At 38.1% G+C, this 14,098-nt stretch carries 3 protein-coding genes and 2 tRNA genes; 3 read left to right on the top strand and 2 right to left on the bottom strand.

Going from position 1 to position 14,098, the window contains the following annotated elements; all coding sequences use genetic code 11:
* The 3 genes from EKL99_RS04890 (at position 1) to EKL99_RS04880 (ending at position 13,244) form a co-directional block, all read left to right on the top strand.
* Positions 1 to 2,229 carry a PorP/SprF family type IX secretion system membrane protein gene (locus EKL99_RS04890; protein WP_126568865.1) on the top strand — a complete coding sequence of 743 codons (2,229 nt, stop codon included), beginning with the start codon at positions 1 to 3 and terminating at the stop codon, positions 2,227 to 2,229.
* Positions 2,230 to 2,387: 158 nt separating this feature from the next.
* Positions 2,388 to 12,239: a T9SS type B sorting domain-containing protein gene (locus EKL99_RS04885; RefSeq protein ID WP_126576499.1), complete on the top strand. Its 9,852-nt coding sequence runs from the start codon at positions 2,388 to 2,390 to the stop codon at positions 12,237 to 12,239.
* A gap of 45 nt (positions 12,240 to 12,284) precedes the next feature.
* On the top strand, positions 12,285 to 13,244 hold the full coding sequence (locus EKL99_RS04880; protein ID WP_126576498.1) for a type IX secretion system membrane protein PorP/SprF: 960 nt from the start codon (positions 12,285 to 12,287) through the stop codon (positions 13,242 to 13,244).
* 575 nt (positions 13,245 to 13,819) lie between these two features.
* On the opposite strand, the gene EKL99_RS04875 is transcribed toward EKL99_RS04880, so the two are convergent.
* Positions 13,820 to 13,892, bottom strand: a tRNA-Met gene (locus EKL99_RS04875).
* A 34-nt stretch (positions 13,893 to 13,926) separates the two neighbouring features.
* A tRNA-Met gene (locus EKL99_RS04870) sits at positions 13,927 to 13,999 on the bottom strand.
* Positions 14,000 to 14,098: the final 99 nt, after the last annotated feature.

Below are 14,098 nucleotides of genomic sequence, written 5' to 3'. Positions count from 1 at the left end.
ATGAGGAAAACTTTACTAGCCATAGTCTTTTTTTATGGTACATTTCAGGCACTCCATTCCCAAGATAAAAGGGATGGAGTTAGTTCGTTTTCGCTGCCTGTGAGAAATTCTTTGAAGTTTAACAGATTTTTGATCAATCCCACTTTCAGTTTTGTCAAGGAACAAAGTACCTATCTCAGTTTTTACAATAAAAGACAATGGGTTCAATTTGATGATGCACCACAGACATATTTATTCGGATATTCAGGTAGATTCGCGGAAAATGGAGGTATGGCCGTCGGATTGTTTCAACAAAATTATGGGGTGCTCACCACTTTTGGGGCCATTACAAATTTTTCTCAAAATATTAGACTTCAGGAAGATAGTAATCTGACTTTTGGAATGAATGTAGGCTTTTATAAAAGTGGTTTAAATAGAGGTAAGGTGATTACCAATGTTTCCGATCCGTCGTTAGAAAGCATACCGTCAAATACTTTGATTACCATAAATCCGGGGATAAACTATGGAACTGCTTTTTTAGATTTTGGAGTATCGGTAAATAATCTGGTTTTATACAATCTAAAAACCTCTAAGATAGTTGAAGATGATCCTGGAAATAGTGTTGAAGCCCATATCATGTATACGGGCTATTTAGACACCTATGGTCATTTTTACAAAAGCAAATTTTCTGCCCTAATTAAGTCGGAGTTTAAAAAGGATAAAACAGTTGTTTCTGGGTTAATGATGTTTGCCATTCCCAGTGGAGTTTGGGCTCAAGCAGGATATAATTCGGTTTATGGAATTTCTGCCGGGATGGGTTTGAATATAACTCCAAAGATTTCCCTCGAATATAATTTTGAAAAGGGGACAGGAAATTTATCAAATTTTGGTTCATCGCATGAAATTGTGTTGGCTTACAAGTTTAAAAATAAAACCTATTATTATGGCGATGATGAGGAGGAGGAAGGATCACTTATTCCGCCTGCTGAAAGAAGATATGTTCCTGTTAAATCGAAAGAATCTTCTATTTTATCTCCAATCGATGTGCAACGATTGAGAGAGCCAAAACAGGATTTGATTGCGAAAAAAGAACAAAAAATAGTGCGAAGATTAAAAGAAATTGCCGAGGCTAAGGCTAGAGCTAAAGCAGATTCCCTTGCTCAGGTTAAGGCAAGAGCAGTAGCGCTTGCTCAGGTAAAATTAGCCTCAGACGCTAAAGTTAAAACGAATACTCCTGTTCAAACAAAACCAGTTGCCCAAACCAAGGCCAAATTGGAAGTTCCTTTTCAGGCTAAACCGACTGTTACTGCTCAAGCCAAACTCGCTGCCAAAGTTAAAGCGGATTCTCTTGCTCAAACAAGATTAGCTACCTTGCCCAATGATGTAAATGCCAGATTGATGGATAATTTGGCTAAATTGAAAAAAGGTGTTAAAAACACTCAGCAGGAGTTATTGAAAAAATTAGATATAACAGTTGCAAACAAAGGAAAAGACCATAAAGATTTAAAAGAAAAAAATGATTTGAGTGAAAAAGGAATTTTCAGGGCACCAAAACCATTCAAAAGCGTTACGGCAGAAAATAAGGCATTAGAACCATTAAAATCGGAAATAACTGAGCTAAATAATAGTGAGACGCAAAAGATTAAACGGTTAGAGAGTCTACGCAGCGCAAGAATCAAAAAAGTATCTAATAAGAACGATGAGTTCAATCAATTTTATCTAAAAACAATTGAACAATTGAAAGCGGAACAATTGATAACAATTCAGTTAAACCAAACTTTAATTTCCTCGTTAGAGAAAATCAACACAGAGGCAGAAATAAAGAAAAAAAGAAGAATAAAACGTGCTGCATTTGAGAACGACCAAGAAAGGTATTTGAAAGACAGAGCTACATTAAGCCAAATAAAAGAGAAAACACCTTATAGTGAAGTCCCATTAAAATCGGAAGATTTTGATTATGGCGAGGAACAGTCCTTTTTGCAAATTCTTAGGAATATTAAAAATTTGAGAAGTGGTTATTATCTGATACTTGCAGTACATCAAAATAGTACTAAAAGAGATCAATTCTTAACCAAAACAGTAGCTGCAGGTCAATCGAATGTTGATTTCTTTTACGATGTTACTACGAGTAAATATTTTATTTATTATGAAAAATTTGATTCGATAGACCAGGCAAATGATGCATTAAAATCCGGAGGGAATAAGCCATACAATGGTAAGATGTCAATAGTTAAGGTAGAAAATAATTAATAAAAATAATTCATGAAGAAAACGACAGTAATAATTAATTTTTTAGAATAGAAAAAACAGAATTCTATACTTTCTCATTAACCTTCATGCCCCTGAGGGTTAATGGGAATTAATAAAAAATTAATAAAAAATTTTCTTGGAACTATAAATTTCCTTAAATGAGATTAAAAAATCACCTATTAATTGTTAAGTTATTTTTAGAGAATAGAGGTGCTTTTTCGACGCCAATTTTTGCTGTTTTACCCAGGTTTATCGGTAGAAATTGTGATGTAAAGCAAGATGATACTTTAAAATTTTTGAAAAAGACGGTTTTTTCTAAAGTAGCCTTTGCTATTTCTATGTTGTTTTTGATTACTTTTTCTTACGGACAAAATTTCAAACCGTTTTCGCCAAGGTTTGATTCTGATGTTAGGGGGAGCATGGTTATGATGGGTAATAATATCCTTGGTAAGGATAATAATCCTTATAATGTCGATTCAGGTGTTTTGTCATTCAATGAAAACATTGATATGAAATACATTGATATTGATGGTGATCCCGATACGTTTTCATCTAGCAGCGCCGATTTGATTATGCCGAATCCCCAATGTTTTAAAATTGTTTATGCAGGTTTGTATTGGGGAGCCTTATTGCAAACAGGGAGTAGATCAGATATTAATAAAATCAAGCTCAAAATTCCCGGCAGTTCGTATCAAGATGTGACAGGAGCTATTATCTATGATGCTAATGTAGCTCCTATTGGGACTAATGCAGATAAACCATATGCGTGTTATGCCGATATTACGGCTTTAGTGCAAGGCGCGACCAATCCGATAGGGACTTATACGGTAGCAAATATTACTTCAAGTTTAGGATTTAACGGAACCACAGGTCTTGCCGCGGGTTGGAATCTTATTGTGATTTATGAAGATCCTGAGAAGTCGGCGCAATCGATTACCACTTTCGATGGGTTTAGTGCGGTGAGTGATGGACAAACGACAGTTTTTGACGTTTCTGGATTTCGATCCAGGCCGGCGGGAGCGGTTAATTTAGCTTTTGGAATAGCGGGTCTAGAGGGTGATAAGGATGAGGTAGGGAGTAAATTAGAAATAAATGGGAAAGCCATAACTACGAAAGAAAGGCCATCGAATCATTTTTTCAATAGTACTATTAATAATTTGGCGGGTAATTTTACGGCAAGAAATCCCAATGGATCCAATACGTTAGGATTTGATTCTGGGATTATTAGCGTTCCTAATCCGCAGCAGACAGTTGTAGAAAACAATGCTACATCGGCAGAAATAAGTTTGCAAATGGCTCGTGGTAAACAAGGAACTTATTATTCTTATTTTAATGTATTTGCCATTGATATCATTGCACCAGAAATAGTACTAACCAAACTGGTACAGGATGCTGAGGGAAATGACGCCAGTGCAGCCAATGTGGTTTTAGGGCAGAATTTATTTTATGTGATTGGTTTTCAAAATACAGGAAATGATCCTGCTACCCAATTTACTATAAGGGATGTGCTTCCTAATAATATTATATTCAATTACCCTGCCGATATTACTTACCTGCCGCCCGGAGTTACAGCAACCTATGATAAGGCTACCAGGTCAATCACTTTTTCAATAGATAAAACATTAGTTGAGATTGGTGACCCTCGCTACGAAATACGTTTCAAAGTACAGGTTGTTCCCACTTGTAACCAATTGAGTAGTGCCTGTTCTAATGAGATAAAGAATCAGGCTTTTGCCACTTACAGAGGACTAGAGAATCCAATGTTGGTTACCGATGATCCCAGTTTGCCCTCTTATACCAATTGTAATATTACCACTGCACCAACCGCCACGAATTTTCTTGTAGGGGTTTCGGGGTGTTCTTATGGGGACAGTCAGGTATTGTGCGGAAACAATGTATTATTGACCGCATCCGATGGGTATGCTTCCTATTCTTGGTCGAGGGATCCGTCCGGAGTTCCGGAAATTGGGACAGGTCAAACTTATTTGGCCACGCAATTAGGTAAATATTATGTGCATAATACGGCAGCACCCCCTTGTTTCTTAAATATAGTCGAAGAAATAACTGTTGTACCTTTTGGGAATACTGTCACCAATCCAGTAATCCCTTTTGCCGATAATGTGGTGACCTGTTCTAATGATGGAAAATCGCTTCCGCTTATTTACTTGTGTGGAGCCAATGCTACCAGAGCAATACAATCTAATGTATCTGATGGTTCTACTATTGTATGGGAAAAATTAAATGAAGCCAGTTGCGCTGCGGTTTCAGATTCCAATTGTGCCAACGAGAATTCAGCTTGTACTTGGGCACAAGTTGGAACGGGACCCGATTATACAGCTACTGCTGCAGGTCAATACCGAATGACATTAAATTATTCCGGAGGGTGTTTTAATCGGTTTTATTTTAATGTCTATCAAAATTTATTATCCCCGACAGTCACAAAGAAGGATATTGTGTGTAGCACTCCCGGGCGCATTACGGTGGGAGGGGTTCCTTCGGACTACGAATACAGTTTGAGTCCAAAAGGCCCTTTTCAATCAAGTAATGTTTTTAATATAACAACTCAAAATTTATACACAGTATATATTCGGCAAGTGGGAGTTACCAGTAATCCTTGCTTGTTTACTGTCCCTGATGTTTTTATCCGCGAAAGAAATTTTACTGTTTCAGTGGTTGCTACAGCGCCACTTTGTAATGGAGGAAAAGGAAGTTTAAAATTGGCTGCGAATGATGTGGAACCTCAATATTTTTATAAAATATCCCAAGGGGGAGTATTAATCAACAGTGTGGGGCCCATACTTGCGAGTGATTATACATTTGCTAATTTGAATTCAGGAGTTTATGACGTTGAGGTTTCGACAGAAGACGGTTGTATTCAAGCTTTTCAAGCAACCGTTCCTGACACTTCCTCATTGACGGCCTCTGTGACACTAACTAAACCTTTAACCTGTACGGATGGGGAAATAACCGTTTATCCAGTGGGAGGAACACCTCCCTATACATATTTTGTCAATAATTCCACAAATTACGAAACTTCCCCGGTAATTGCAGTATCTACCGCAGGCATTTATACTATAGACGTTTTTGATGCCAACAGTTGTACCGCAAGAGTTTCTATTTCGGTAGCCGGAATTTCTCGTCCAACTTTTGATGTTGTAAGAACAGATCTGTCATGCTCAGATGTTGCTGGTGATGGAACTATTTCCTTAACGAACATTGTTTCGAATGGGAATGCCCTTCGATACAGTATTGACAATGGGGTTACTTTTTTAAATTCTCCCATTTTTACCGATCTTACAGCGGGAAATTATAATGTGGTCGTCGAGTATACAATTACATACGCAACAGGAACTTCAGTTTGTACAACCCCGCCGCAATCCATTACCATCGCTGTACCTATGGCTATCAAAGGAAGCAGTACATTGACCGCACCTTACACTTGTTTGCAGACAGCAATTATCGAGGCTCAAAGTGTTTCTGGAGGAACAGGTGTTTATCAGTATAGTATTAATGGAACTACTTTCCAAACGAGTAATGTGTTTACAGGATTGACAGGTGGTACTTACATGATCACAATAAAAGACGCGAACAACTGTACCTTTGTAACTAATGCGGTATCCGTTGCACCCTTAACTCCACCTACAAATTTGGATTTTTCGGCTACGGATTTGACATGTCCATCGAACACCTCAAATGTAACGCTGTCGGCAACTGGAGGTTTTGGACTTCAGATGTATAAGATAACTGCACCTGCAGGATTAGCAACACCTTATCAAGAGTCAAATGTGTTTTCCGAATTAGAACCAGGAACGTATACTTTTCAGGTAAAAGATGAAAAAGACTGTACGTATCAAGAAAGCTACAGTATTGCTTCTTTACCGACAGTAGCCGTTGTTGGCCAACTAGTCAGTAACGTACAGTGTTTCGGAACTAATACAGGTTCGGTTCGATTTACGGTTTCATCTTCAACAGGATTCACTTACACAATAAATGGAACCCCACAAGGAGTTGGTGCATCACCAATTAATTTGATTAATCAACCTGCAGGGACTTACACTATAGTGCTTACTAATACAGCTACGAATTGTACCGCCACAACATCGGTTACCATTGCGCAACCAGCAGAGGCATTATCAATGACAACTACGGTTTCCCCTATAAAATGTAATGCCAGTGGAAGTGCAGTAGTTAATGCCACAGGCGGATGGGGAGGAAATACCTATACCCTGACACAACCAGACAATACTGTTTTAGGACCACAAGCAAGCAATACTTTTACAAACCTAACTCAAGTAGGACTTTACACGGCAAGTGTTACGGATTCCAATAATTGTACACAAACTAATACATTTACTTTAAGCACGCCAACACCTCCAACAGCCAGTATTGCAGGATCAGATTTGTGTTATGACACAACGAATCAAGCTACAATAATGGTAACGGCAGGTTCCGGCGTATCCCCGTATACCTATAGTATTGATAACGGAATTAGTTATCAGGCGAGTAATACCTTTTCAAATTTAACACCAGGGAACTATACCATAATTGTAAAAGATGCTTTTGGATGTCTTTCGACACCATTGGCACAAGCTATTGCGTCGCAACTTACAGTCAATACGGTTTTAACCAAAGATTTAGATTGTAGCACACCACCAGATGCTACCATCACAGGAACTATATCAGGTGGCTATGCAGGCTTTAGTTATAAGGTTAATTTTAATAATGGTGGTTATGGTACTTCGGTACCTGTAGTAGGAAACATATTTACGTATAACACTACTACACCAGGAACGTATCAATTTCAGGTGACGGATAGCAACAATTGCCCTGCAACATCTGGAACTATTACCATTAACCCATTGGTTTCACCAGTTATAACTTCTGTGGTACAAACACAACAAATATTATGTAACGGCGATTCAACGGCTGCCATTAAAGTAAATATTGACAACACTAAGGGAACGCCAGCATTTGTAATAAATGTTAATAATGATACAACCGGTATAAATTATGGTACACAAACCTCTGGTTTACCAGCGGGTAATTATACCATAACAGTAACCGATGCTAAGTTTTGTATAGATACCAAAACAATTGAAATTGCGCAGCCAGCTCCAATAGTAGTTAATTATCACGTAGAACATATTGCTTGTGTAGCTGGTGAAATTTCTAAAGGTTCTATTATTATAGATAGTGTTACTGGAGGTTCACCAAACTATAATTATTTCGTAACAGGAAATAATAGTTATAATGCTGAGGAACTAAATAGTGGAAATACTACTTCAGAAGCTTTTAATGTAGTTGATTTTGGGTTGTATCAAATTAATGTAGTAGATATAAATGGTTGTTCTAAATTAATTCAAAATATATTAGTAGCCTCACCTCCTAATGGTTTAGGGATAACGGTAACATCACCACCAGCTGATTGTTCTACCGGTGGGCAAGCTACAGTGGCTGTGAATTCTGCATTTACAGGAAATGGACCTTTTTACTTTAGTATTTATACAGGTCCAGGACAAGCTTACCCAGCATCAGGAACGTGGTTAGCTGAAGATCCTGTAAGAAGTAAACAAACAACGTTTACTAATTTATTGCCTGGAGTTACCTATACATTTATTGTATATGATGATGTATCTAAGTGTTATTACTATCAAACAGCTGCAGTACCAATTCCAACAAATTCAACTTTAAGTGCTACAGGTATAACTTCAAACAACATTACTTGTAAAGGAAACAAGGATGGAAATGTTTCTTTTAGCGTTAAGAGCAAGTATGGTTCACCTACCAATATTACGTATGAAATTTTTAATTCATTATCATTAGTCCCCACTGGTATTACAGGTTCAGGAACGATTCCTGCAAAAGGAACATTAGCAGTATCTAATTTAGGGGCTTTGCCTTACGGTACTTATTTTGTTTTAATAAAAGAAGACCTTGGAGCAACTAACGCAGGTTGTAGTCAAGTGACGACAAACTTTACGATAACAGAATCTGCTATTGATTTATCAGTTACTGCTTCAGTAATCAAAAACGCTAATTGTAATCCAAATTCCGGAGTAATTAGCGCAGTAGCCAAAAATGGAACAGCACCATATTTATTCCAATTAACAAATTCAGCAATTGCTCCTCTTTCAGTAGATCCATTGTGGGCTTCCGCTAATACATTCAATGTAAATGCTGGTAGCTATTATGCTCATGTGAAAGATGCGTACGGCTGTATAAAAACAACAGTTGTACAAATAGTTTCACAAGACCCAACACCAGTAGTTGCGGCCGTTATTGCAAATCAATGTACACCAGCCGAGGGTAATTTTGCGATAGATGTAACATTATCAACCGCAGGCACGGCACCCTATAGTTTTGCTATAGATGGAGGAGCCTTCCAAACGCAAACGGTATCATTTACAATATCTAACCTATCATCAGGACCTCATAGTGTTGAGATAAAAGATGTTAATGGTTGTGGGAATAAAGTAGACTTAACAATCTTAGCACCATTAGGATTAACGCCAACGATAAAGGCATTGCCAACATGTGCCAACAACGATGGTGCAATTACCGTAAATGCGACAGGAGGATCCGTTCCGGCAAATTATACGTATACTTTATTAGACGGTACATCCACAATTATTACAGGTCCACAACCGAGCAAAGTATTTTCGGGACTTGCTGCTGGACGTTACCAAGTGCACGTTACCGATGGAGTAACAACATGTAGTCAAAAAGTTCCAGTTGTTTTATCGGCACCAACACCAGTTACATTTACCACTTCTGTAACCAATGTAAGTTGCAAAGGTGGAAACAACGGTGTTATAGCGGTAAACCTTGGCCCGGGAATAAATGACAATCCCGTTTATACCTATGAGATTACTGGACCAACACGTGTTTTTCCTCAAACTTCAAGTATTTTCACAGGGTTAACAGCGGGAACATACACCGTACGTGTAAACTCAGGGAGAGGTTGTTCTTTCACAGATGATGTGGTAGTTATAGAGCCATTACTGGCTTTATCCGTTTCTGGAACGGCTACTCCATTTGCTTGCGCTCCGGATAATAGCAAAACGGCATCAACGGTAACCATTACGGAATTGGCAGGAAGCGGAACATCTCCTTATTTGTACAGCATAGACGGAATCAGTTATACCCTAACAAATACTTTTAGTGTAATTGATAATGGACGTAATGATGCTTTAGATATATTTGTAAAAGACGCCAATGGTTGTATCGCCAATGGTTCGGTGCCAATTACAACCCTAATTCCATTGACGGGAACTGTGAATCCGAACACTCCAATTGACTGTAATGGCACGGGTTCTATTGCTGTTTTGGCAAGTGGAGGTTCAGGTAATTACAGCTATCAATTGTTGCCAGGTGGGGTAGCTCAACCATCAAACATTTTCAACATAACAACTCCTGGAACTTATTATTTCCAAGTGAATGATACAGAAACAGGTTGTTTTATAACGACTGCAGCTTATACCGTAGCGCCATTTAACACGATTGATGTCGTTGCCACGGCAACAACACCGGTAATTTGTTTTGGTGATGCCAATGGGGTAATTAGTATTAATGTAACTGGTTATACTGGAGCTTTTGATTATGAAGTTTTTGATAATCTTGGAAGTTCGGTAGTAACCGGCTCAGGAATTGCACCGACAACCCAATTAATTCCGGGACTTTCTGCCGGTAATTTTACAGTGAATGTAACCGAAAAAATGACTCCATTTTGTGTAAAAAAATCAAATGCGGTTAAGGTGGCTTCTCCGGCTTTACCTTTAGCGGTGGTAGCTAACGAAACGGCTAATGTAACTTGTGCCAATAATCAGGGAACGATAACAGCTACAGGAACGGGCGGTTGGGGATCACTTCAATATGAATTGGTCGGAACAATCAACGTTGCATATTCTACCAGTTCTACGTTTAATAATTTGGTTGCTGGAAACTATACTGTAAATGTTAAAGATGCAAAAGGTTGTATAAGATCATCTAAGCTGGTTCAGCTTTCTGTTCCAACGCCTATCACCGTAACAGCAAGTCCAAATGTTGCTACGGTAAGCTGTAATGAAGATACAAGTGCGGTCATTACGGTAAATACAATAACAGGTGGTTCGGGGAATTATTTATATACTCTGGTTCGAACCGCTCCAGATGGTACGGTTACTAAAAATGGTCCACAGATGTCGGATGTATTTAATAATTTAGGAGCAGGAACTTATCAAGTTTTAGTATCTGATGATTGGTCCTGTTCCGGTTTTTCAAATACAATAGTTATTGCCCAGCCAACGAGAGTAACCACCAATTTAGTGGTAGCGGCAACACAAACCTGTTTGACGCAAACCAGACTTACGTTGAGTGCAAACGGAGGAACTCCTCCATACACTTTTAGTGCCGATGGTATCTCATATGGTGCGAAAACATTCGATCCATCAGTAACATTCCCTGTGGGAGTAGGAACATATCATTATTATGTTAAGGATTCAAATAATTGTGTGGGCTATTTATCTAATGATATCACGATTGATCCATTACCACTTCTAGTCATTAATTTAGACAAGACAAATGCGGTCATTAATTGTGCGGGGGATAATACAGGGGTTATTGTTGCAACAGCCCAGGGAGGTCTGGGGAATTACAGTTATACTTTATTGAATGGATCGGGCGCAATCGTGCAGGAGCCAACCGCTTCCGGTAATTTTACAGGTTTGTTTGCAGGGAATTATCAGATAAAAGTGGATAGTGGGGATTGTGCAACAGTATCCTCAATAATCACCATTACACAACCAGTTGCTCCACTGATTGCACCTTATGCAACCAAAGTGGTAACTTGTAACGGAGCCAATAACGGTATGCTAACCGTAAATGCTTCCGGAGGTACGGGTATTATTAAATATGCCATCTCCCCTAATTTGAACCAGTTTTTTGACACCAATATATTCGATAGGCTGGCACCAGGTAATTACGATGTTATTATTCAGGATGTTTTGGGATGTTATGTAAAAATCAATTTTGATATTACAGAGCCGGCACCAATAGTAGCATCTACCATTCCGGGCACCATACTTCCTGAAATTTGTTTCGGGGATAAAGACGGGGCATTTATGATTGATGTTACCGGAGGGGTTTTACCTTATGGCGTAAGTCTGGACAATCCTAACGGAACATATACCACCGGAACTGCGACACAAACGCAATTCGACTTCATCGGATTGACGGGAGGAACCCATACGGTATATATCCGGGATGCGAACGGCTGTGATATAGACTGGACTGTAGCATTGCCAGAATCGATAAAAATAAATCCAATGGCAGTTGTTGATTACAGTTGTGTGAACAATTCCGCTACTAATACGGTTACAGTAACAGTAGATGCAAGTATTAGAAACCCTGCTGATTTGGATTATTCACTTGATGGCACACCTTATCAGCCCAGCAATGTATTTACAAATGTGGCTCCAGGCGTAAATCATTTTATTGATGTGAGACATACCAATGGATGCATTCAAAGAACGATGAATTTCGATATTGCTCAGATTGATCCATTAGCAATAACTTTAAATGATGGAGGATTAAATGAAATTGTTGCGGTAACTACAGGTGGTGCCGGTGGGAATCAATATACACTTAATGGAGAGTCCTATGGAACGAAGAGTAACTTCATAGTTTACAAATCGGGGGATTATACGGTTGAGGTTACTGACACCAATGGTTGTAGCGCAACTGCAAGCCGTTACTTTGAGTTTATTGACATCGAAATACCTAATGTATTTACACCAAATGGAGATGGCAATAATGACGGGTGGGGTCCAAGTAAAACAATTAATTACCCAGATTTGGTTTTTGATATTTATGATCGGTATGGACGTAAAATCGCCACGTACAAGGAAGGACAATATTGGGATGGTAAATACAACAGTTTAGAATTACCATCAGGAGATTACTGGTATGTTTTAAAACTGCAAAATAGTAAAGATGCTCGTGAATTTGTTGGGCATTTCACCTTGTACAGATAATTATAAAAGCGGTGAACTATGTTCTCTCACAATAAAAGATTTTAAATGAAAAAAACAATAGTATTTCTTTTTCTTTTGGCTGTAACTTCGGGTTACGGCCAGGAGTTAAATTTGCCGGTTTATACGCAATATTTGGCTGACAATCATTTTGTAATATCCCCAACATTCGCTGGAATTGGAGATAATCTTAAGATTAGAGCCAATGGGTTGACGCAATGGGTTGGTATAAAGGATGCCCCGGATAATCAATCCGTGTATGCCGATTTTAGAATTGCGGATCGCTCCGGTGTTGGAATTTCATTGTATAATGATAAAAACGGGAATACCAGACAGACAGGGGCTAAAGTCTCGTTTGCCCATCATCTTATTTTAGACTATTATTCTAAGCAGTATTTGTCTTTTGGGATTTCCTACAACATCAATACTTTTAAGATTGATATTAATGAACTGGATCCTCCCTCTTATGATCCAAGCATTACGGACAACAGATTTAATTCAAATAATAACTTTGACGTCGGCGCATTGTATAGAAACAAAGACTTTTATTTAAGTTTTAATGCCAGTAATATTTTACCCAAGAATATTGATAAGTATAGGGATGTAGAGCCAAGTTTACTTTTGAATTATCAGGTTTATTCCGGATATGTTTTTAAAAGCCCTACCAATAGCAGGGTGGAGTATGAACCTTCTGTTTACTATCAACTATTTGCCAGCGATAAACGTTCCAGTACTGACGTGAATATAAAATACAGGCATTTTAATAAATATGATGATTATTATTGGGCTGGAATATCCTATCGCTTTCTTAATGATCAAGTTTTTAAACCATTAAATGTGGGGCCAATGATGGGTTTTAAGAAGTCTAATTTTTATTTTGGATATTCTTATCAAGTTACTCTTAATCAATTAGCGGTATTTAATACGGGAACTCATGTCGTTACAATTGGGCTTGACTTTCTTGCAGGCATTAGTAACTGTCCTTGTACGCAAAGTCCGGTGCACTAGTTCTAATTAATTATTAAAATGGTACAGAGAAAGTTTTGGGTTAGTAATTTTTCAAAACTTTCAATGTCATTTGATTATGGGGGTATTTTTATGGTTCGAAAAAATTAGATGTATTTACACGAAATATTTTAACATTATTAATTACCAGTAATAAATTAGTATTTGATAGATAATTTATTCTAGTCAATTAAAACTGGATCAGATGATCACTTTAAATTAGAATTGGGCTGTCAATATCTAGGAATTTGCTGTTTTGTAATTTGATGCCGAATTAAAGGAGGTTTCAGATAAAATAGAGTCGACCTCAAATAAATTATCTAACCACAAAAAACATGTAGAAAAAGTAGTTGATAAAGCTAAAAACATTAGTGATTGCTGGGGTAGAGGAGATATCGAGAACAAAATAAGAATTCAAAAATTGATATTTCCAGAGGGTTTGTCCATTAGGGCAGAGAATAGGGAATATCTAACCAAAAAAGTGAATGGAATTTTTGAGCTAATCTCAATGTTTGTACGGGTTGAGGTAGATAGTGAAAATGAAAAAACCCATCAACATTTTGATGGGTTCTCCTCAGTAGCGGGAACTGGACTCGAACCAGTGACCTTCGGGTTATGAGCCCGACGAGCTGCCTACTGCTCTATCCCGCGATGTGCGTTTGTAATCTCAATACGATTAACTTAGTAGCGGGAACAGGACTCGAACCTGTGACCTTCGGGTTATGAGCCCGACGAGCTGCCTACTGCTCTATCCCGCGTTGTTTCGAGTGCAAATGTACAACCAAATTTAATAAATTCAAACATAAATTTTAAAAAATGTTTTATTTCGTCTATTGACTTGATATGTCTACCTTTGC

Origin of the sequence: Flavobacterium sp. ZB4P23 (assembly GCF_003970375.1) — a bacterium.
GTDB lineage: Bacteria > Bacteroidota > Bacteroidia > Flavobacteriales > Flavobacteriaceae > Flavobacterium.
The sequence above is the reverse complement of the archived record's forward strand: the minus strand, read 5'-3'. Positions and strand labels throughout refer to the sequence as shown.